Here is a 21,025-nt window from a genome sequence, read left to right as displayed (position 1 = left end):
GAGAATGAAAATGCCGTCTGAAGCGTGTTTGTTTCAGACGGCATTTGACTTTCAGGGTGCTTGCCGGGAAGGCGGGGCGGTCAGCGGTATGCCCCGTCGGGTTCGGATATTTCCGGCAAACTTTCCGTTTGGCCGGAAACCGTATATTTCCCGTCTGCCCATCCGCCCAAGTCGATCAGTTTGCAGCGTTGCGAACAGAACGGGCGGAATGCGTTTTCCGGTTCCCATATTACTGCCGTTTGACAGGTCGGACATTTGACTTGAAGGCGTGTTTGCCGCGATTCAGCCATTGTGTTTTCCTTGTGTTGGTTTTGAGGCGAAAATCCCTGAATAAAACGCGTGCAGGCGCATTGTTTTCTCACGCAGGTTTTTGAGGCTGCCGTTATTGAGCAGCACATCGTCTGCAAGCAGCAGGCGTTCGGATTCGGATGCCTGATGGCTGATGATGTCCGCCACTTCGCCGCGCGTCAGCCCGCTGCGGGCCATCACCCTGCCGATACGTTTTTCCAAAGGTGCGCTTATGGTCAGGACACGCCGTATCAGGCTGATAAATTGACGCTTTTCCGTCAGCAGCGGGATTTCGACAATGCCGTAGGCCGCATCGGTAAAGGTTTCTTGCTGTTTTTTGATTTCTGAGAAAATCAGCGGCAACATCACGGATTCGAGCAAGGCTTTGCGCGATGGGGAGGCAAAGATTTCTTTACGCAATATGTCGCGCCGTAACAAACCCTGTGTGTCGAAAACGGTGTCGCCGAACAGCCGTCTGATTTCCGGCAGGGCGATGCCGTCTGAAGCCGTCAGCGAGTGCGCCGCCGCGTCCGCATCGATGCGCGGCACGCCCAAATCGGCAAAACATTGCGCGGCTGCCGATTTGCCGCTGCCGATTCCGCCGGTCAGCCCGACCCATACCGTCATCTTACAGCACCGGATGGGTCAGCCACCAGTTGACCGCCCGCCATACGGAATCGTTTGCCGTAAAAATTATCCAGCCCGAAACTGTCAGTGCGGGGCCGAAGGCAAAATGCTGCCCCTTGGCGATGCGCATAACGATTGCCGCAATCAAACCGATTAGTGAGGAAACAAAAATCAGCACGGGCAATGCGGATATGCCGAGCCACGCGCCCAATGCGGCAATCAGTTTGAAATCTCCGTTGCCCATACCGGTTTTTCCTGTGAGCAGTTTATACACCGCACATAAGAGCCATAATGAACCATAGCCGGCAACCGCACCTAAAACGGCAGACTGCAAAGGCACGAAGCCGCCGTCCAAATTAAATATCAGCCCCAGCCAAATCAAGGGCAGTGTCATCGAGTCGGGCAGGTATTGGGTGTCCGCATCGATAAAGGTCAGGGAAATCAGAAACGCGGTCAGCACCAATCCGCCCAGCGTAATCCAAGACCAGCCGTATTGCCAGGCGACCAGCCCGAACAATACGCCGGTCAGCAGCTCGATTAAGGGATAACGTATGCTGATTTTGGTGCGGCAGGAAGCGCATTTGCCGCGCAGGAGCAGGTAGCTGACAATCGGGATGTTCTGCCACGCGCGTATCGGTGTGCGACATTTCGGACAGCAGGAATCCGGCTTCATCAGGTTGAAGGTGCGGCTTTCCTCGTCGGTCAGCGGCAGGTTTAAATGTTCTTTGGCAAATACCGTCCAGCCGCGTTCCATCATAATCGGCACGCGGTAAATGACGACATTCAGGAAGCTGCCGACCAGCAGCCCCAAAACCGCCGCCAAAGGTACGGCAAACGGAGGCAGTACAGATAAAGCAAACATATTTTGCCCTCGATATATTCAAAGCAAAAACAAACCGGCGCAGAACCAATCCGCGCCGGATCCGTATGACGGGTCAGCCGACCACGTTGCCCAAGTTGAACAGCGGCAGATACATAGCGACCAGAAGCGTACCGATGACCAAGCCCAAAATCACAATAATAATCGGCTCCATCATAGCGGACAGCCTGCCGACCGCATTGTCCACCTCGTCTTCATAAAATTCGGCGGCTTTGTTGAGCATATCGTCCAAAGAACCCGATTCCTCGCCGATGGAGGACATCTGCACCATCATATTGGGGAACAGTTCCGTCGCACGCATCCCGGAAGTCATGGACAGGCCTTGGATGACGCGCGTACGGATTTCCCGGGTGGCTTCTTCATAGATTAAATTGCCCGCCGCGCCGGCGGTGGAGTCCAAGACATCGACCAAAGGCACGCCTGCCGCAATCAGTGTCGCCGTCGTCCTGCCCCAGCGGGCAATCGTCCCTTTGCGGACGATGTCTCCGAAAATCGGCATACGCAGCAGCAGGGCATCCATACGCCGTTGGATTTTAATCGAACGCGCCTTCAATTTGAGGAAGCCGTATATGGCAAAGCCGAGTGCGATCAGCACCATCCAGCCGTATGAGACGAAAAAGTCGGACATATCCATCACTGTTTGGGTCAGTGCGGGAAGCTCCGCGCCCATATTGGCGTAAACCTCTTTAAAGGCGGGTAGTACGAAAATCATCATCACGAATACCAAACCGATGGCGACGGCGATGACGGATACCGGATAGGTCAGCGCGGTTTTTACCTTTTTGCGGATGGCCTGGGTTTTTTCCTTGTAAACTGCCAATTTGTCCAACAGGCTTTCCAACACGCCGCCCGTTTCGCCCGCCGCAACCAGGTTGCAGTAGAAGCGGTCGAAATATTTAGGGTGGTTGGAGAATGCGCGGCTCAACGTGCTGCCCTGTTCCACATTGTTGCGGATTTCCATCAGCATTTCCGTCATAGACGGGTTGCCGTGTCCGCGCGCCACAATTTCAAACGCCTGCATCAACGGAAGGCCCGCTTTAATCATCGTGGACAGCTGGCGGGTGAAGACGGTGATGTCTTCTTGTGTGATTTTGCGCTTGGAGCTTGTTTTCACACGGGTAATCTGCAACGGGCGGATGCCGCGTTTTGCCAGTTTTTTGCGCGCCTCTTCTTCGGTAAACGCAGATACTTCGCCGTTGACCAGTTTGTCGGAGGCGGAATGCCTGCCTTCAAAGATAAAGCGTTTTTCTTTCTTTGCGAACAAAGAAAATCCCCCATTTTTAGCCATATTCTAGCCCCGTAAAGTAATTGGAATAAAATGTAAGAAATATCGTTAAAAAACAGTATCAGCGTGTTCCCGGCAAGATGGAAACCACCGACATCCCGCCTGCGGGCGGCAAACGGGACGGAATCGGGTGCAATTATACCTTATTAAACGGTTGTCTGACATCTATGCATCTGCAATGTTTCAATATGCAGTGCCGCACACAAGGTGCAGCCCTTTATTGCCCTGATTTGGAAGGGTCTGTACTTCTTTCGAATAAACCAAAAATCTATTGTTTTCAGAGGTACGTTCTAACCGGTAAGGAAGTTTTTCGGAATGCCCGTTTATTTTTAAAAGACCGGTGTGAGGGTGTTTTGTGGTGTTCGGAAAACAAGATGCCGTCTGAAAACGGTTGTCTTCAGACGGCATGGGGCAGGCGGATGTATCAGGATTCGGACGGTTTGCCTTTGGTTTTGATGCCCAGCGTCAGGACGGCGGCGACGGCGAGGAAAATGCCGGCGAAGGTCATGGCGTTGGCGGGATCCGCGCCGAGGAAGGTGTTGTAAACCCAGCCGAAGGTTACGGTTTCGATCAGCATGGGGATGACGATCATCATGTTGACGATGCCCATGTACACGCCGTAACGCGCTTTGGGGATGGAGTTGACGACAATCATGAACGGCACGCCCATCATACTTGCCCAACCTGCGCCGAAACCGATCATGGGTGCGAACATGAGGTATTTGTCGGAAATGTGGGGAATTGCCAATAGTGCGGCGGCGGCAAGGGAAACGGCGAAGGCGTGGACGTATTTGGCGGCGTATTTGCGCGCGAGCCACATCAGTCCGAACGCGGAAACGAAGGTTACGATGTTGTAGAAACCGTTGACCAGGCCCGTCCAGGCGACTGCCTGTTCGTAGGCGGCTTTGTCGGCGGCGGTCGAGTGCCAGACGGATTGGACGATGCTGTGGGAGATGTATTGCCAGTAGATGAAGAGGGCGTACCACTGGAAGAGGTACACAAGGGCGAGCTGCCACAGGGTTTGGGGCATTTCTTTGATGGCGGCGAAGATGTCTTTGACCGCGCCCAAGGGATTGCCCGTTTTGGCTTTCAACTCGGCGGCTTCTTTGCCTGTGGGCATTTTTTCCTGCGTGGAGAGGATGGTAATGAGCACCGAGCCGATGGAACAGACTGCGCCGATGTAGAAGGAGCCGAATACCCAGTAGGGGATGCCTGCTTCGGAGGTCTGTTTGAGCCAGCCGATTTGTTGGAAGATGTAGAGGGAGACGTTTGCCAGCGTGATGCCCAAGCCGGTAAACACGGACTGCATCAGAAAGCCGGTAGGCTGCTGTTTCTCGGGAACGGTGTCGGCAACGAAGGCGCGGAAGGGTTCCATGGCGGTGTTGTTGCTGATGTCCAAAAGCCAAAGCAGCATCACGGCGACCCACAGGGCGGTAACGTGCGGATAGATGAAGAGGCAGAGGCTGCACCCGATTGCGCCGATGAGGAAATACGGACGGCGGCGGCCGAGTCCGGGTATCCATGTGCGGTCGGACATTGCGCCGATGATGGGCTGCACGAGCAGTCCGGTAATCGGTCCCGCCATATTGAGGACGGGCAGTTGTGCGGGGTCGGCCTGAAGGAAGCTGAAGATGGGGTTGATGGCGGTCTGCTGTAAACCGAAGCTGTATTGGATGCCGAAGAATCCGAAGTTCATCAGCATGATTTGGCGAAGCGTCATTGCCGTTTGTGGGGAAACCTTCATATCGACCTGCTCCTGAGGAAAATGGGAAGAAACAACAATTTGCGAAGCGGTGTGCCGCTTTCTTTTGCCAACCGTGCCGTCGTGCGGCATCTTGTAGGTATCTTACAGACGATAACCCCCGTCTTTCATTCGATTACAAAGAATAGCACAAGTCTTTTGCATCCTGCACCCCCATCGGTATCCTGCTTGATAAAAATCAATTCTGCCGCCGTCTGAAAGCGGGGCGTAGTGTTTCCGTGATTCGCCAAAGCTTCTGCCGTTTGTTAAACTACATTCTGCTACATTTTAATCCGGTTCTGAAAAATCAAGGAAAACAGATGGATGCCTTTACCCGTGCATGGCACGCGCTCGAACGCCACAATCAGGATACGCGCCACATCCTTTTGCGCGACCGCTTTGCTGCCGACCCCGGCCGTTTTGGGCGTATGCACGAGCGTTTGGACGGTATGTTGTTCGATTACAGCAAAAACCGTTTGGACGAAGATACGCTGCAACTGCTCTGCAATCTTGCCGACGCGGCGGATTTGGAAGGGAAAATGCGTGCTTTGCGGACGGGTGCGAAGGTCAACAACAGCGAGGGGCGTGCCGCGCTGCATACGGCTTTGCGCCTGCCCGACGGTGCGGATGCCGTTTATGCGGACGGCAGGGACGTATTGCCCGAAATCCGCCGCGAGTTAAATCGTGCGTTGGAGTTTGCACACAGTTTGGACGACGGTTCGTATCAGGGGGTAACCGGAAAACGGATTACGGATTTTGTCCACATCGGCATAGGCGGATCCGACCTCGGGCCGGCAATGTGCGTGCAGGCGCTTGAGCCGTTCAGACGGCATATCGCCGTCCATTTTGCCGCCAACGCCGATCCTGCCTGCCTGGATGCGGTTTTATGCCGTCTGAATCCCGAAACGACGGTGTTTTGCGTTGCCAGCAAGTCCTTCAAAACGCCTGAAACCCTGCTCAATGCACAGGCGGTCAAGGCGTGGTACCGCAATGCGGGATTTTCGGAATCGGAAACGGCGCGCCATTTTTGCGCGGTGTCTGCCGATACGGAAGCGGCGCAAAGTTTCGGCATTGCGGCGGAACGTGTGTTTGCGATGTACGACTGGGTGGGCGGACGCTATTCCGTCTGGTCGCCCGTCGGTTTGCCCGTGATGGTTGCGGTCGGCGGGGCGCGTTTCCGCGAGTTGTTGGCGGGGGCGCACGCGATGGACAGTCATTTTTTCCACACGCCGCCGCGCCGCAACATTCCCGTGCTGATGGCGCTGATTGCCGTGTGGTACAACAATTTCCAGCACGCGGACGGGCAGACCGCTGTTCCGTACAGCCACAACCTGCGCCTGCTGCCGGCGTGGCTGAACCAGCTCGATATGGAGAGTTTGGGCAAAAGCCGCGCTTCAGACGGCAGTCCCGCCGCGTGCAAAACGGGCGGCATCGTGTTCGGCGGTGAAGGGGTCAACTGCCAGCACGCCTATTTCCAACTGCTCCACCAAGGCACGCGCCTGATTCCCTGCGACTTTATCGTCCCGATGACGGCGCAGGGCGTGGAGGACGGACGCAGCCGTTTTACCGTTGCCAACGCCTTCGCCCAAGCGGAAGCCTTGATGAAGGGCAAAACCTTGGACGAAGCACGCGCCGAGTTGGCGGATTTGCCCGAAGCGGAACGCGAACGCCTCGCGCCGCACAAAGAGTTCCCTGGCAACCGCCCCAGCAACAGCATCCTGCTTGACCGCCTCACGCCCTACAATTTGGGTATGCTGATGGCGGCTTACGAACACAAAACCTTCGTCCAAGGCGCGATATGGAACGTCAACCCCTTCGATCAGTGGGGTGTGGAATACGGCAAACAGTTGGCAAAAACCATCATCGGCGAACTGGAAGGCGGCACGTCCGTACACGATGCCTCGACCGAAGGGCTGATGGCGTTTTACCGCGAATGCCGTCTGAAAGGCGGCGCGGCATAAAGGCACTGCCGTTGTCCTGTATTGATTCGGGCGCGGAAAAGGCAATGCCTGCCGCCCGCCCGATTCCGAAACGCCAATGTTCGGCAACCGCCCGCGTATTGCTGACGAATATGCGTTTGCGTGGCACAATAGCGCATTCATTTCAAATGAACATACTGCCTGAAAATACCGGCAAACGTCCCACGAAACATCTCACATAAGGAAACATTATGTCTTTGCAAAACATTATCGAAACCGCCTTTGAAAACCGCGCGGACATCACCCCGTCCACCGTTACTCCCGAAGTCAAAGAAGCCGTGTTGGAAACCATCCGCCAACTCGATTCAGGCAAACTGCGCGTTGCCGAACGCTTGGGCGTGGGCGAGTGGAAAGTCAACGAATGGGCGAAAAAAGCCGTGTTGCTGTCCTTCCGCATCCAAGACAACGAAGTCCTCAACGACGGCGTGAACAAATACTTCGACAAAGTGCCGACCAAGTTTGCCGACTGGTCTGAAGACGAGTTCCGCAGCGCAGGTTTCCGTGCAGTTCCGGGTGCGGTTGCCCGACGCGGCAGCTTTGTGGCGAAAAATGTCGTGTTGATGCCTTCTTATGTCAACATCGGCGCATACGTTGACGAAGGCGCGATGGTCGATACTTGGGCGACCGTCGGCTCTTGCGCGCAAATCGGCAAAAACGTCCACTTGAGCGGCGGTGTCGGCATCGGCGGCGTACTCGAACCCCTGCAGGCCAGCCCGACCATTATTGAAGACAACTGCTTTATTGGTGCGCGTTCTGAAATCGTTGAGGGCGTGATTGTCGAAGAAGGCAGCGTGATTTCGATGGGCGTGTTCATCGGTCAATCCACCAAAATCTTCGACCGTACGACCGGAGAAATCTACCAAGGCCGCGTACCGGCAGGTTCGGTCGTCGTGTCCGGCAGCATGCCTTCCAAAGACGGCAGCCACAGCCTTTACTGCGCCGTCATCGTCAAACGCGTGGACGCGCAAACCCGCGCCAAAACCAGCGTGAACGAATTGTTGCGCGGCATCTGATGCCTTAAACCGTATTTGAAACGTCCAATGCCGTCTGAAATCCGCTTCAGACGGCATTGCCGTTTGCACGCTGCAACGTGAAAACACAGAAACAGGGACAATTTGCTATAATCAACGGTTTAGAACGAACCGAACACTATTTGAAGGATACAAAATGGGTTTTCTGCAAGGCAAAAAAATTCTGATTACCGGCATGATTTCCGAGCGTTCCATCGCTTACGGCATCGCCAAAGCCTGCCGCGAACAAGGCGCGGATTTGGCGTTTACCTACGTTGTGGACAAACTGGAAGAGCGCGTCCGCAAAATGGCGGCGGAATTAGATTCCGAACTCGTATTCCGCTGCGATGTCGCCAGCGACGACGAAATCAACCAAGTGTTCGCCGACTTGGGCAAACATTGGGACGGCTTGGACGGTTTGGTGCATTCCATCGGCTTCGCGCCGAAAGAAGCCTTGAGCGGCGATTTCCTCGACAGCATCAGCCGCGAAGCGTTCAACACCGCACACGAAATTTCCGCATACAGCCTGCCCGCGCTGGCAAAAGCCGCCCGTCCGATGATGCGCGGCAGAAACTCCGCCATCGTCGCCCTGAGCTATTTGGGCGCGGTGCGCGCGATTCCGAATTACAACGTGATGGGTATGGCAAAAGCCAGCCTTGAGGCAGGCATCCGCTTTACCGCCGCCTGTTTGGGTAAAGAAGGCATCCGCTGCAACGGCATTTCCTCCGGCCCGATCAAAACGCTTGCCGCCTCCGGCATCGCCGATTTCGGCAAACTCTTGGGACACGTCGCCGCCCACAATCCCCTCCGCCGCAACGTTACCATCGAAGAAGTCGGCAATACCGCCGCCTTCCTGCTGTCCGACCTGTCGTCCGGCATTACCGGCGAAATCACTTATGTTGACGGCGGTTACAGCATCAATGCCTTGAGCACCGAGGGATAATCCGCCGTTTTCAAATCCGTGCGCCGTCCGTGCCGCATATCGGTTTCGGGCGGCGGTTTGCCGTCTGAAGCGTATTTCCAGGGAAATGCCTGACTTGCGGCAGGCGGGATGGGAAATGCGGACGCTTGTTTTAACCGACTGCCTTTGTGCCGACTTGCTACAGGTGCGGCGGAAACGGTCCGAACGCGAAAATGCCGTCTGAAACGCCAAACGGGTTTCAGACGGCATTTTTTTATTTAAAGCATCAGCACACTTCGACCAGCCAGCCGTATTTGTCTTCCGCCAAACCGTACTGGATGTCGGTAATCGCCTTACGGATGGCGTAGCCGCGTTCTTGGCTTTTCACTTCGATTTCTTTGCCGCCGATGACGAAGGAAGTAACGGGCGAGATGACGGCTGCCGTACCGGTCAAAATGGCTTCTGCACCGTTTTCCACCGCAGCTTTCAGTTCGTCAACCGTGAAATTGCGTTCGCTGACGGTGTAGCCCAAATCTTTGGCGACCGTCAGTACGGAATCGCGGGTTACGCCGTGCAAAAACTCGTCGGTCAGCGGTTTGGTAATGATTTCATCGCCGTTAATCAGGATAAAGTTGGACGCGCCGGTTTCCTGCACGTCGCCGTTCGGGCAGAACAGGACTTGATTTGCGCCGTATTCGGCTTTCGCCTTCAGCACCCAGTGCATGGCGGAAGCGTAGTTGCCGCCGCATTTGACGCGGCCCATATGCGGGGCGCAGCGGATGTGTTCGGTTTCCACCAAAATCTTTACGGGCGAGCCGACTTTGAAATAGTCGCCGACGGGGGAAGCCAAAATATACAGCAGGGCGGTTTCGGACGGCGAGCCGGCCTTGCCGATAACGGGATCGGTACCGATTAAGGTCGGGCGCAGGTACAGCGCGGCAGGCGCATCGGGAATTTCGTCGGCGGCACGTTTGACCAATTCGATTAGCGCGTCGAGATAGGCTTGGGTTTCAGGGCGCGGCAGGTGCAAAATGTCCGCACTTTGCCGCATACGCGCGATATTGGCAGTCGGACGGAACAGTACGATTTTACCGTCTGCCTGACGGAAGGCTTTCAGTCCCTCGAAACATTCGCTGCCGTAGTGCAGGGCGTGCGCGCCGGGTGCGAGGGAGAGGTCTTGCGAAGATTGCCATTCGGTCGGCTGCCATTTGCCTTCGCGGTAGGCGAGGACGGGCATTTGACTGTGAAAAACGCTGCCGAATACGGCGGGTACGGGTCTGCTCATAATGTAAAGCCTTTCTTATTCGGATATGTATCCGGACATTTTAATCCGTATCGGGGACGGATGACAATCTGCCGGCCGCGCTCATTCGGACAACAGGTATGCTTCGGACGTATGGTGCGGTTTCCGTTCTTCTTCGGGCGGCAGCCGCATATAGTCGCCGTAATATTGCGTCAGGTGTTCGTGGTAGCCGTTCATCACTTGAAACTGCCTGCCCTCGAATGTTTTATAGACGACGCTGTCGAAATATTTTTTAGGCATATAGGATTTCCGCCAGCCGCCGTAGTCGGACAAAACCAAACCGATGAAACCACATTCCCGAATCGGGTAGGCGGTTTGGAACTGTTGCAGGTTGCGCGTCATTTTGTCGAACAGGAAACGGCTCAGGCTGCCGAGGATTTTGTGTTTCAGGCTGCCTTCTTTTGCTTTCAGCCACCTTTTTTTGCAGGAAGAAAAGCGCAGCTTGATGCGGCGGTGTTTCTTCATCATACGGAAAATGGTTTTTGGCTCGTCCGGCACGCCGTCATAAATGAAAATGTCGATAAATAAAGGGCTTTTTTTGCCGTATGCGTCGATGAGTTCTGCACGCGGATCGAAGATTTTTGCCATTTCCCCGGTATGCCGGGCGCGGATGTCTTCGGCGGTTTCCAAAAAATAGTGCGGGTGCGCGGTTTTTTGCCAAACGCCGACAAATTTTTGATATTCGTCGCGGTGCATATAAACGTCGATGTCGTCGTCCCAAGGGATGAAGCCTTGGTGGCGTATCGCGCCGATCAGTGTGCCGCCGCCGAGCGAATAGCGGATGCCGTGCTGTTCGCACAGGGCGTGGAAATCGTCCAAAATGTCGAGGCAGACAAGCTGTTGTTCCCTGAGTGTCAGTTTTTTCATCTAAATTCCTTTCCTGTTGAAACGCCGCCATCCGCAGCGGCAAACCTGTCCGGGCAATACGGCGGGGGCGCGTTTTATGCACCTCCTTGCGCGTCGGGGCATTGCCGTTCTTTAAGGGGGGAGAGTTGCCGTAAGATGGCGCGGTAGTCTTCTTGGTCGTCCATTTCAAATATGTCGCCGCTGCCGAGCAGCTCGGTGCGGATGTCCAGTTTGCCGAGGTGTTCCATCGGGATGTTGTCCCAATAGAGTTTGGGGTTTTCCAAGCGTTCCGCGCCGGCGTATGCGCCGAGCAGGTTTAAGACGGTGCGGCAGTCCTCCGCCGTCCAATAAGACACGCCCGACAGGCTGGGGCGAGGTTGGGATCCGATGTCGATGCGGACGACCCGTCCGGTGCCGTCTGAAACAGGCAGCCATTCGTTGCGCGTGCGGGCGCGGACGACGGTAAAATAGGTGCTGTGCCGCGGGCGGTTTAAAAAAATATTGCGCCCGAGCACCACGTCGGCATCGATGACGTAGCAGCCGTTGAAAAAATCACGCGCCAGCGAAAAGGAATAGATGCTGTTGTATTCCCGATATTTTTCGTTGTGAATCAAAATACAGCCGTATTTTTCTTGAAGATAATCGAATTGCCGGTGCAAATGGCCGGTTACGACGGCGATATTGCTTATGCCGGCTTCGCGCAGGAAGGACAGCGTCCTTTCGAGGTTGGGCGTGCCGCAGATGTCCAAAAGGGCTTTGTGGACGGTTTGCGTCATTTCTTTAAAGCGGCTGCCCAGCCCTGCCGCCAAAATAATGGCATTCATATTTCACCTTTCCGCCCGCACAGGCTCAATGCCGCGCCGGTTCCCAACAAAACCGCCCACATTATGGCGGACGGCGGAACCGGGTGGCGGTAAACGAAGAACCCCAAAACCATAGCCCAAACAGGGTAAGTGATGTTCAAAGCCATCGCCTTGAGGGGTTTCAACAGATAAATCGCCTGATAATAACAGGCATAAGACAACGCGCCGAAGGCAATGATGCCGATGATGCGCGCGTCGTACAAATCGGAGGGGTTTAAAGAAAACCCCCGGGCAGACAGGCAGACAAGGATCAGCAGGTAGCCGCATACCGATCCGCACAGGCGCAAACAATAAACCTGAAGGCCGGAGAGCGTACGCATCGTCCGGGCAGACAAAACAACCTCGAGCGACCAGCCCGAAACGCACACCGCGATACAAACCAACCCCAAAGCGTTCAGTCCGCCCCGTCCGCCCGCATCCGCAGCCAAGCCCGCCGAAGAGAGTACCGCCAGCGCGAAACCGGCACGCGCCGCCGCTCCCGTGCGTTCCTTTAAAAACCAAGCCGACAAAGCCGCCGCCAATACGGGGAACAGGGACGATAAAGGCGCGGCGTAATATACCGTCAGGTAATGGATGCCCAAGAGGTATGCCGACATACCGACCGGCCCGCCGAGCAGACCCGACAACACGGGCCGCCAAAAACCGCCGCGAAACCCCGGCCGCCCGCCGCGCCCCAATCCCGCCCATACTGCCGACAAAGAACACAAATCAATTAAAAACAGCAAAAAAACCATCTGTCCGAATGCCGCGCCGCGCGCAAACGGCAAACGGTCGAACAACAGGCCGGAAGCCGCCCAAAATACCGCCGAGGCCGCTCCGAACAGATAGCCGCGCATCACGGCAGCACCGCCGACAGTTCAAACGCAGCAGCCAGCCGCCGTGCCGCATAACCGCCGAAATCTTCACCCTGTTCCTCTTTAACCTTCGTCCATAAAAACCACAGCACGTTTTGGCAAAACCGGTGGATGGTCAGGCGCGCCGCCGCGTCCCGCGCCGAAATGCCGTCTGAAGCCCCGCCGGCAAAATAGGCTTCCAGCAGGCAGTCTGCCGCTTCAGACGGCATCCTCCCCTCCTCGATAACGGCGGCAAGGTCGAACAAGGGGTCGTTCATACCCGAATACTCCCAATCGATAAAAAACAGCCCCTCCCCCTGCAGCAGCATATTTTCCGGTACCAAATCATTGTGGCACGGGCGCCGGGGCAGTTTCCGGCATACGCCTTCCAGCCGCCAAAAAGCATCCGCGAGCCTGTCCATACGCGCGTCTGCCTTCAGGAACAAATCCTTGTCCTGCAATAAGGAGAAATACCGGCGGAATGCGTCAAAGGCATTGAATGTGTTGCGGAAGGCGAAGTTTCCGCCGTGCAGCCGGAGCAGGTTGCCCGCAATCAGGCGCAGGCAGCGTCCGTCCTGCAGTTGCGTTTGATTTAAGGGCACGCCGTTTTCCAGATAACGCGTCAGCTTCACTCCGCTTCGCACATCCAAAACAGGCGTTTCCACATTCAAACCGGCGCGGTACGCCAAATCATTGTTGAACGCCTCGTGCTCCCGGTCGATTAAGGCGGCGCGGGCGGGATGGGGCAGGCGCAGGACGAATTTCCCGCCGGGCAGGTCCAGCAGGATATTTTGGTTGGTCATCCCCCCGATGGGGGAGAAGGGGACGGCGTGGCGCGTGAGAAAATCAAATACTTCGTCAGGCTTGCGGCAGGTTCGGGCAAAGCCTACAATTTTATTAATTGATTGATTGATTGATTGATTGATTGATTGATTGATTGATTGATTGATTGATTGATTGATTGCATGGCATTTCTGTATCGGCGCGGGGAGTTTGTCTTTGCATATTTTAGCATTGCGGCCTGTCCGTGTCAGCGGCTTCCCTATCCGGAAGCGTTCAAATCGTTTAAACTTGCACAATCCGGCTGCCGCACCGTTTGGGTGTGCCGCCCGTCTGTCCTACCTGCGGAACACATATGAAACTTATCTATACCGTCATCAAAATCATTATCCTGCTGCTCTTTCTGCTGCTTGCCGTCCTCAATACCGATACTGTTTCCTTTTCCTACCTGCCGGGGCAGAAATTCGATTTGCCGCTGATTGCCGCCCTGTTCTGCGCGTTTGTCGTCGGCATCGTGTTCGGAATGTTTGCCCTGTTCGGGCGGCTGCTGTCCTTGCGCGGCGAAAACAGCCGCCTGCGTGCCGAAGTGAAGAAAAGTGCGCGCTTGAGCGGACAGGAATTGACTGCACCACCGGCACAAAATGCTGCCGAATCTGCCAAACAGCCTTGAGAAAGCCGATATGGACAACGAATTATGGATTATCCTGCTGCCGATTATCCTTTTGCCCGTTTTCTTCGCTATGGGCTGGTTTGCCGCGCGCGTCGATATGAAGACCGTCCTGAAACAGGCCAAAAGCATACCGGCAGGCTTTTACAAAAGCCTTGATGCCCTCGTTGACCGCAACAGCGGCCGCGCCGCACGCGAATTGGCGGAAGTGATTGACCAGCAGCCACAGTCATATGATTTAAACCTGACTTTGGGCAAACTCTACCGTCAGCGCGGCGAAAACGACAAAGCCATCAATATGCACCAAACATTGCTTGACTCTCCCGATACAACCGGAGCCAAGCGTGCGCGCGTGTTGTTTGAATTGGCGCAAAACTATCAAAGTGCGGGGTTGGTTGATCGTGCCGAACAGATTTTCCTCAGTCTGCAAGACGGTGAAATGGCGCGTGAAGCCAGACAGCACCTGCTCAATATCTACCAGCAGGACAGGGATTGGGAAAAAGCGATTGAAACCGCCCAACTTCTCAGTCACGACGAACAGACATATCAGTTTGAAATCGCACAGTTTTATTGCGAACTTGCACAGGCTTCATTGTTTAAGTCCAATTTTGATGTTGCACGTTTTAATGTCGGTAAAGCCCTTGAGGCCAACAAAAGATGTACCCGTGCCAATATGATTTTAGGCGACATTGAATACAGGCAGGGCAATTTTCCTGCATCGGTTGAAGCGTATGCCGCCATCGAGCAGCAAAATCATGCCTATTTGAGCATGGTCGGAGAGAAACTTTATGACGCCTATGCGGCGCAAGGAAAGCCTGAAGAAGGATTAAATCGCCTGATAGGGTATATGCAGACCTTCCCGGAACTTGATTTGATTAACGTCGTGTACGAGAAATCCTTATTGCTCAGGGGGGAGAAAGAGGCTGCACAAACTGCTATCGAGCTTGTTCGGCGCAAACCGGACTTGAACGGTGTTTACCGCCTGCTTGGTTTAAGAATCAGCGATATGGATCCGACTTGGAAAGCCGATGCGGACATGATGCGTTCTGTGGTGGGCAGGCAGCTCCAACGCAGCGTGATGTACCGGTGCCGCAACTGCCACTTCAAATCCCAAGTCTTTTTCTGGCACTGTCCCGCCTGCAACAAATGGCAGACGTTTACCCCGAATAAAATCGAAGTTTAACCGCCACCGAGAGGAACACAAAAAATGCGCTTACTCCATACTATGCTCCGCGTGGGCAATCTCGAAAAATCCCTCGATTTCTACCAAAACGTTTTGGGCATGAAACTGCTCCGCCGAAAAGACTATCCTGAAGGCAGATTTACCCTTGCCTTCGTCGGTTACGGCGATGAGGCAGACAGCACGGTTTTGGAACTGACCCACAACTGGGATACGGAACGATACGACTTGGGCAACGCCTACGGACACATCGCGGTTGAAGTGGACGATGCCTACGAAGCCTGCGAACGTGTGAAGCGGCAGGGTGGAAACGTCGTCCGCGAAGCCGGCCCGATGAAACACGGTACAACCGTGATAGCCTTCGTCGAAGACCCCGACGGATACAAAATCGAGTTCATTCAAAAGAAAAGCGGCGACGATTCGGTTGCCTATCAAACTGCCTGATACCGCCGCCGCCAATGCCGTCTGAAGCCTTTAGGGAGTTCAGACGGCATTTCTTATAGTGGATTAAATTTAAATCAGGACAAGGCGATGAAGCCGCAGACAGTACAAATAGTACGGCAAGGCGAGGCAACGCTGTACTGGTTTAAATTTAATCCACTATATTGCCGGCGGTCTGCTGTTTGAGCCTGTGCCGGTTCAAACTTTATCCGTTACACCGATAAGGCAAAAAAAAGATGCCGTCTGAAACGGCATCCTTGATTTGCAAAAGGGCAGTTGGGAATCAAATACCCAATTCCTGCGCCAATGCTTGGGCACGTTTGAGTACGTCGCCTTCCGCTTCTTCCAGCAATTCCTGCACTGTCTCGGCAGCGGCATCGCGGTCGCCGATTTCGAGATACATTTCGGCAAGGTCGTATTTCGCTTCGGACGGTGCGTCAGAACCCACAGATTCCGAAGTGAAACCGGTATCTGCATTATTTGGGATATTTTCTTCCGAGAGGGAGATGCTCCAATCTACCGTTTCCTTCTCGCCGTCTTTCAGGAAGTCGGGCAAAGCGTCTGCCTCAGAGGTGTTGGAATCAGGCGTTTCCAAAGTGATTTCCGCTGTTTTTTCCTCAACGGCCGGTGCTTCAGCAGGTTGCAGCAGCGCGGACAAATCGTCTGCAACGGTGTGGAAATCGGGCATTTCGGCAACAGTCTCTGCTGCGATTTCCCCAACGTCAGGCGTTTCAAACGGTTGCAGCAGCGCGGACAAATCATCGGCAACGGTTTCCGTTACATTTTCCTCAACAGCCGGTGCTTCAGCAGGTTGCAACAGTGCAGACAAATCGTCGGCAACGGTGTGGAAGTCGGGCGTTTCGGCAACGGTTTCCGCCGCTTTTTCCTCAACGACTGGTGCTTCGGTAGGTTGAAGTAATGCGGACAAATCGTCTGCGGTGGCGTTGAAATCAGGTATTTCGGCAACGGCTTCTGCTGTGGTTTCCCCAACATCAGGCGTTTCAAACGGTTGCAGCAGTGCGGACAAATCGTCGGCAACGGTGTGGAAGTCGGACGTTTCGGCAACAGTTTCCGTTACATTTTCCTCAACGGCCGGTGCTTCAGCGGGTTGCAACAGTGCGGACAAATCGTCTGCGGTGGCGTTGAAATCGGGCGTTTCAGGCGCAGTTTCCGCGACGGCATCGGTTTCGTACACTTTCAGGAAATCGTGCAACTCTTCCGGTGTTTGGACTTCGGCAACTGTTTTTTCCAAGATGGTTTCGGGCGAGGAAGCCTTCAGGAAGCCTGCCAGTCCGGAGGGTGCGGCAGGTTTTGCGGAAGCTGTTTCTTCTGTGCCGATATGGTTGTTTGAGAACAGGTTGTTGTAGAAATCGGTATCGACGGTTTCCGGTTTGTTTTCGGCAGTTTGGGCGACAGATTCCGGTTTGGGCGTGTCGATGACGATTTTGACAGGGTTGTACGGGTTGAAGGTTTCGGGCTCGTACACGCTGTCTGTGGATTCGATTTTGTTCCAATCGGCATCCGCGCGTTTTTGGGTTTCTTCATCCTGCGTAAGTGCGCCGGACAAAATGCCGTTTTGTGCGGCTGCCAGGCTGTCGAAATCCAAGTCGATGCGGTTGGAAGGTGTATCGGTTTCGACATCGAACGTTTGTTTTGCCGATAACTCTTCTTCAGATTCCCCACCTAAGGCAAGTGTGTCGTTTACATCGTTTTTCGGAGCGGGTTCGGGCGTTGCCGGAGTTTCGACTTCGGCAAAGGTGATTTCTATGCCGTCGTCTGCCGCGTCGTCAAGGTCAAGCTCTTCTTCAGGGACGGATTCTTCGGTACGGCGCGCGCGTTTGGATTGGGCAAGGCGCAAAAGCAGCAGCAGGGCAATCAATGCCGCGCCTCCGCCGGCAAGTAGCAAGGTGTACGAACCGTCGAACAGACCGTCAAACAGTCCGCTTTCGGTTTCTTCTTCGGCAGGAACCTGTTCGACAGGTTCGGCAACGGGTTCGGCGGCAACTTCACTGGCTGTTTCCGCAACAGGTTCGGAAACGGCGTTGCCGATTTCGTCGGTCGGCGTGTCGATGGCAGAAGCGGCGGCTTCTTGGGGGGCGGATTCGGCAGCAGTTTCCGATGCGGCAGTATTTGCAGCGGGTACAGGTTCGGGTTGGCGTTCTGTCGCCGAAGCCGGAGTTTCGGACACTGCGGGTTTGGGTTCGGGTCGAACAACCGGTTTTTCCGCTTTTGCTTCGGGCGCGGCAACTTTTGCTTCAGGTTTTTCAACCGGTTTTTCGATAGGTTTCTCTACCGTTGCCTGTTTGGACGGTTCAGACGGCATGGATGCGGTTTCGGCTTTGGGTTTCGCCGTTTGCGGCTTGGGTTGTTCCGCTTTGATTTTTTTGGGTGCTGCCGCTTTGATCCTGTTCAGATTCGGAATGTGAAGCACGCTGCCCGCACGCAGTCTGCCGTGTGCGGAAACATTTGGGTTTGCCTTCAGCAGCGCATCGGCAACCTGTTCGAGCGTCAGGTGTTTCGGACGGATGGCGGCGGCAATCTGTTTGAGCGTTTCGCCTTTGCGGACGGTATGGGTTTTACCGTTGTGCGCCGGTTTGACGGCTGCGTTTGCGCTGTCTTTTTTATCGGTTTTGCGGAGGACTTTGGCGTTTTGATTTTCTTGGGACTCTGCTGTCGGAGCGGTTTTGCGGTGTGTCTTGCCGTCTGAAAGTGCAGATTTGGTTTTGGGCGAGTAGCCGACAGGATCGAGGATGGCGGTGTATTCGCGTACCTGCGCGCCTGCACCGATGCGGAACACCAGGACGGGATCGCGGACTGCCTGCGCGGAAGAAACGGCAATGACGGCTTTGTCGCCCAACTTGTGGACTTTGGCGGTCAGGCCTTTTTCGGAAACGGTAACGCTGCCGCCGCCTAGCAGGGCTTTGGCTTCTTCGCCGGTTACGGTAATGCTGCCGGAAAAGGGTTCGTCAAGGTTGGACTGGATATTCAGCCCGCCCAGTCCCGCATGTGCTTGAAAGGATGCGGCAAGTGCGACGGAGGCGGCAATCAGTTTGATTTGTCTGTTGTTTTTCAAGATGTATCCCCTGTGGGTTGGCGGCTGAATACGGTTTGACCGCGTACAGTCTGTAAATTTCGTCATCAGGCATCGGCAATACGGACGATAGGGTGCGGATAGGCAGAGGTCCCAGCCGAAGCTGTATTTTAAAGCCAATTTTACAAATTATGACATATCTCCATCTTTTTTCAAAAACATCTGTGCATATTTGCATTAATCAAAACAAAATTTGTTGGCTTTGCAGGTGCAAAAATAGGGTTCTGCCTGTATGATAAGCATTTATTTGCTTTGCTTTCTCATTTGGATATGAAATTTGTCAGCGACCTTTTGTCCGTCATCCTGTTTTTCGCCACCTATACCGTTACCAAAAACATGATTACCGCAACGGCGGTCGCATTGGTTGCCGGTGTGGTTCAGGCGGCTTTTCTGTATTGGAAATATAAAAAGCTGGATACGATGCAGTGGGTCGGATTGGTGCTGATTGTCGTGTTCGGCGGCGCAACCGTCGTTTTGGGCGACAGCCGCTTCATTATGTGGAAGCCGACAGTATTGTTCTGGTGCGGGGCATTATTCCTGCTGGGCAGCCACCTTGCGGGTAAAAACGGCTTGAAGGCGAGTATCGGCAGGGAGATTCAGCTTCCGGATGCCGTATGGGCGAAATTGACTTATATGTGGGTCAGTTTTCTGATTTTTATGGGTATTGCCAACTGGTTTGTGTTTACTAGGTTTGAAGCGCAATGGGTTAACTATAAGATGTTCGGTTCGACTGCGCTGATGCTTGTTTTCTTTATTATTCAGGGTATTTATCTGAGTACCTATCTGAAAAAGGAGGATTGACTGTGGAATATTTTATGTTGCTGGCAACAGACGGGGAGAATGTGCATGAAGCGCGTATGGCGGCACGTCCCGAACACCTCAAACGGCTGGAAACGCTGAAATCGGAAGGGCGGTTGCTGACCGCAGGTCCGAATCCTTTGCCGGAGGATCCGAACCGCGTTTCGGGTAGTTTGATTGTGGCGCAGTTCAAGTCTTTGGATGCGGCGCAGGCTTGGGCGGAAGATGATCCCTATGTTCATGCCGGCGTGTATAGCGAAGTGCTGATCAAGCCGTTTAAAGCGGTGTTCAAATAATGTCGGCCGTCGATTTGATCCGCGAACGCCTGCAGGCACTCGATCCTCTGGTGTTGGAAATCGGCGATGAGAGCCATCTGCACAAAGGACACGCGGGCAATACCGGCGGCGGACATTATGCCGTTTTGGTCGTCAGCGGCCGTTTTGAAGGCGTAAGCCGCTTGAACCGCCAGAAAACGGTCAAATCGCTGCTCAAAGATTTGTTTGCAGACGGCATCATCCACGCGCTCGGCATCCGGGCGGCTGCCCCTGACGAGTATTTCCATACGGCGGACTGAATGAAGTCTGCCCGAACATTTCAATTTAAAATTTAAAGAGAGAAGATTATGAAAGCAAAAATCCTGACTTCCGTTGCACTGCTTGCCTGTTCCGGCAGCCTGTTTGCCCAAACACTGGCAACCGTCAACGGTCAAAAAATCGACAGTTCCGTCATCGATGCGCAGGTTGCCGCATTCCGTGCGGAAAACAGCCGTGCCGAAGACACGCCGCAACTGCGCCAATCCCTGCTGGAAAACGAAGTGGTCAACACCGTGGTCGCACAGGAAGTGAAACGCCTGAAACTCGACCAGTCGGCAGAGTTTAAAGACGCGCTTGCCAAATTGCGTGCCGAAGCGAAAAAGTCGGGCGACGACAAGAAACCGTCCTTCAAAACCGTTTGGCAGGCGGTAGAATATGGCTTGAACGGCGAGGCATACGCGCTGCATATCGCCAAAACCCAACCGGTTTCCGAGCAGGAAGTAAAAGCCGTTTACGACAATATCAGCGGTTTTTATAAAGGTACGCAGGAAGTCCAGTTGGGCGAAATCCTGACCGACAAGGAAGAAAATGCGAAAAAAGCGGTTGCCGATCTGAAGGCGAAAAAAGGTTTCGATGCTGTTTTGAAACAATATTCCCTCAACGACCATACCAAACAGACCGGCGCGCCGGTTGGATATGTGCCGCTGAAAGATTTGGAACAGGGTGTTCCGCCGCTTTATCAGGCAATTAAGGACTTGAAAAAAGGCGAATTTACGGCAACACCGCTGAAAAACGGCGATTTCTACGGCGTTTATTATGTTAACGACCGCCGCGATGTGAAAGTGCCTTCTTTTGAGGAAATGAAGGAACAGATTGCCGGCAACCTTCAGGCGGAACGGATTGACCGTGCCGTCGGCGCGCTGTTGGGCAAGGCAGACATCAAACCTGCAAAATAATCTGAAAACGGGATACGGAGGCA

General features: G+C 54.3%; 23 protein-coding genes and 1 pseudogene. 12 read left to right on the top strand and 12 right to left on the bottom strand.

What is annotated here, in order from left to right; genetic code table 11:
• Positions 1 to 80: 80 nt before the first annotated feature.
• From Q9J79_RS08305 to Q9J79_RS08280, 6 genes are all read right to left on the bottom strand, one after another.
• Positions 81 to 290 (bottom strand): DNA gyrase inhibitor YacG, encoded by a 210-nt coding sequence (locus Q9J79_RS08305; protein ID WP_301885593.1) that lies wholly within the window; start codon positions 288 to 290, stop codon positions 81 to 83.
• The gene (coaE, locus tag Q9J79_RS08300) at positions 283 to 915 is read right to left on the bottom strand and encodes a dephospho-CoA kinase (protein ID WP_301912102.1); all 633 of its coding nucleotides are present in this window, start codon (positions 913 to 915) and stop codon (positions 283 to 285) included. The genes Q9J79_RS08305 and coaE overlap by 8 nt, the downstream gene beginning before the upstream one ends.
• Before the next feature lies 1 nt (position 916).
• Positions 917 to 1,777 (bottom strand): prepilin peptidase, encoded by an 861-nt coding sequence (locus tag Q9J79_RS08295; RefSeq protein WP_301912101.1) that lies wholly within the window; start codon positions 1,775 to 1,777, stop codon positions 917 to 919.
• A gap of 73 nt (positions 1,778 to 1,850) precedes the next feature.
• Positions 1,851 to 3,083, bottom strand: coding sequence for a type 4 pilus assembly protein PilG (gene pilG, locus Q9J79_RS08290; RefSeq protein WP_107819070.1), 1,233 nt, complete (start codon positions 3,081 to 3,083; stop codon positions 1,851 to 1,853).
• A gap of 180 nt (positions 3,084 to 3,263) precedes the next feature.
• Positions 3,264 to 3,488, bottom strand: coding sequence for a hypothetical protein (locus Q9J79_RS08285; protein WP_301912100.1), 225 nt, complete (start codon positions 3,486 to 3,488; stop codon positions 3,264 to 3,266).
• Positions 3,489 to 3,504: 16 nt separating this feature from the next.
• Positions 3,505 to 4,824 (bottom strand): MFS transporter, encoded by a 1,320-nt coding sequence (locus tag Q9J79_RS08280; protein WP_301912099.1) that lies wholly within the window; start codon positions 4,822 to 4,824, stop codon positions 3,505 to 3,507.
• Positions 4,825 to 5,141: 317 nt separating this feature from the next.
• Between Q9J79_RS08280 and pgi the strand changes: the two genes are divergently transcribed.
• From pgi to fabI, 4 genes are all read left to right on the top strand, one after another.
• Positions 5,142 to 6,782, top strand: coding sequence for a glucose-6-phosphate isomerase (pgi, locus tag Q9J79_RS08275; protein ID WP_304685287.1), 1,641 nt, complete (start codon positions 5,142 to 5,144; stop codon positions 6,780 to 6,782).
• The gene (locus Q9J79_RS08270; protein WP_118792473.1) at positions 6,755 to 6,982 is read left to right on the top strand and encodes a hypothetical protein; all 228 of its coding nucleotides are present in this window, start codon (positions 6,755 to 6,757) and stop codon (positions 6,980 to 6,982) included. The genes pgi and Q9J79_RS08270 overlap by 28 nt, the downstream gene beginning before the upstream one ends.
• A gap of 9 nt (positions 6,983 to 6,991) precedes the next feature.
• Positions 6,992 to 7,813, top strand: coding sequence for a 2,3,4,5-tetrahydropyridine-2,6-dicarboxylate N-succinyltransferase (gene dapD, locus Q9J79_RS08265; RefSeq protein WP_301912097.1), 822 nt, complete (start codon positions 6,992 to 6,994; stop codon positions 7,811 to 7,813).
• Positions 7,814 to 7,967: 154 nt separating this feature from the next.
• Positions 7,968 to 8,753, top strand: coding sequence for an enoyl-ACP reductase FabI (fabI, locus tag Q9J79_RS08260; RefSeq protein WP_301912096.1), 786 nt, complete (start codon positions 7,968 to 7,970; stop codon positions 8,751 to 8,753).
• 244 nt (positions 8,754 to 8,997) lie between these two features.
• Here fabI and ilvE read toward each other — a convergent pair whose 3' ends face one another.
• From ilvE to Q9J79_RS08235, 5 genes are all read right to left on the bottom strand, one after another.
• Positions 8,998 to 9,996, bottom strand: a complete 999-nt coding sequence (ilvE, locus tag Q9J79_RS08255; RefSeq protein ID WP_061384955.1) for a branched-chain-amino-acid transaminase — start codon at positions 9,994 to 9,996, stop codon at positions 8,998 to 9,000.
• 81 nt (positions 9,997 to 10,077) lie between these two features.
• The gene (locus Q9J79_RS08250) at positions 10,078 to 10,881 is read right to left on the bottom strand and encodes a LicD family protein (protein ID WP_301912095.1); all 804 of its coding nucleotides are present in this window, start codon (positions 10,879 to 10,881) and stop codon (positions 10,078 to 10,080) included.
• A gap of 74 nt (positions 10,882 to 10,955) precedes the next feature.
• Positions 10,956 to 11,684, bottom strand: a complete 729-nt coding sequence (locus Q9J79_RS08245) for an NTP transferase domain-containing protein (RefSeq protein WP_301912093.1) — start codon at positions 11,682 to 11,684, stop codon at positions 10,956 to 10,958.
• Complete coding sequence (locus tag Q9J79_RS08240; protein ID WP_301912092.1) at positions 11,681 to 12,559, bottom strand: DMT family transporter; 879 nt, start codon at positions 12,557 to 12,559, stop codon at positions 11,681 to 11,683. The genes Q9J79_RS08245 and Q9J79_RS08240 overlap by 4 nt, the downstream gene beginning before the upstream one ends.
• On the bottom strand, positions 12,559 to 13,359 hold the full coding sequence (locus tag Q9J79_RS08235; RefSeq protein WP_301912091.1) for a choline kinase family protein: 801 nt from the start codon (positions 13,357 to 13,359) through the stop codon (positions 12,559 to 12,561). The genes Q9J79_RS08240 and Q9J79_RS08235 overlap by 1 nt, the downstream gene beginning before the upstream one ends.
• A 332-nt stretch (positions 13,360 to 13,691) precedes the next feature.
• On the opposite strand from Q9J79_RS08235, the gene Q9J79_RS08230 reads away from it, so the two are divergent.
• The 4 genes and pseudogenes from Q9J79_RS08230 to Q9J79_RS08215 form a co-directional block, all read left to right on the top strand.
• Positions 13,692 to 14,006 (top strand): LapA family protein, encoded by a 315-nt coding sequence (locus tag Q9J79_RS08230; protein WP_301912090.1) that lies wholly within the window; start codon positions 13,692 to 13,694, stop codon positions 14,004 to 14,006.
• 10 nt (positions 14,007 to 14,016) lie between these two features.
• Complete coding sequence (gene lapB / locus Q9J79_RS08225; RefSeq protein WP_301912162.1) at positions 14,017 to 15,186, top strand: lipopolysaccharide assembly protein LapB; 1,170 nt, start codon at positions 14,017 to 14,019, stop codon at positions 15,184 to 15,186.
• A gap of 24 nt (positions 15,187 to 15,210) precedes the next feature.
• A complete protein-coding gene (gloA, locus tag Q9J79_RS08220; protein WP_118792481.1) occupies positions 15,211 to 15,627 on the top strand; it encodes a lactoylglutathione lyase in 417 nt (138 codons plus the stop codon).
• Positions 15,628 to 15,633: 6 nt separating this feature from the next.
• Positions 15,634 to 15,789, top strand: a pseudogene (locus Q9J79_RS08215) (IS5/IS1182 family transposase); the annotation flags it as partial.
• 118 nt (positions 15,790 to 15,907) lie between these two features.
• On the opposite strand, the gene tspA reads toward Q9J79_RS08215, so the two are convergent.
• A complete protein-coding gene (tspA, locus tag Q9J79_RS08210) occupies positions 15,908 to 18,697 on the bottom strand; it encodes a FimV/HubP family polar landmark-like protein TspA (protein WP_304717646.1) in 2,790 nt (929 codons plus the stop codon).
• Positions 18,698 to 18,985: 288 nt separating this feature from the next.
• Here tspA and Q9J79_RS08205 point away from each other — a divergent pair, with 288 nt between their 5' ends.
• The 4 genes from Q9J79_RS08205 to Q9J79_RS08190 are packed head-to-tail and all read left to right on the top strand — an operon-like array spanning position 18,986 to position 21,002.
• Positions 18,986 to 19,516 carry a septation protein A gene (locus tag Q9J79_RS08205; protein WP_301912088.1) on the top strand — a complete coding sequence of 177 codons (531 nt, stop codon included), beginning with the start codon at positions 18,986 to 18,988 and terminating at the stop codon, positions 19,514 to 19,516.
• Positions 19,517 to 19,518: 2 nt separating this feature from the next.
• Positions 19,519 to 19,809 carry a YciI family protein gene (locus tag Q9J79_RS08200; protein ID WP_301672806.1) on the top strand — a complete coding sequence of 97 codons (291 nt, stop codon included), beginning with the start codon at positions 19,519 to 19,521 and terminating at the stop codon, positions 19,807 to 19,809.
• Positions 19,809 to 20,087 (top strand): BolA family protein, encoded by a 279-nt coding sequence (locus Q9J79_RS08195; protein WP_301672807.1) that lies wholly within the window; start codon positions 19,809 to 19,811, stop codon positions 20,085 to 20,087. The genes Q9J79_RS08200 and Q9J79_RS08195 overlap by 1 nt, the downstream gene beginning before the upstream one ends.
• Before the next feature lie 48 nt (positions 20,088 to 20,135).
• The gene (locus Q9J79_RS08190) at positions 20,136 to 21,002 is read left to right on the top strand and encodes a peptidyl-prolyl cis-trans isomerase (protein ID WP_301672808.1); all 867 of its coding nucleotides are present in this window, start codon (positions 20,136 to 20,138) and stop codon (positions 21,000 to 21,002) included.
• The last annotated feature ends 23 nt before the right edge of the window (positions 21,003 to 21,025 follow it).

The organism is Neisseria viridiae, assembly GCF_962747995.1.
Taxonomy (GTDB): domain Bacteria; phylum Pseudomonadota; class Gammaproteobacteria; order Burkholderiales; family Neisseriaceae; genus Neisseria; species Neisseria viridiae.
Note: the sequence above shows the minus strand (reverse complement) of the source record. Positions and strands in the feature narration are given on the sequence as shown.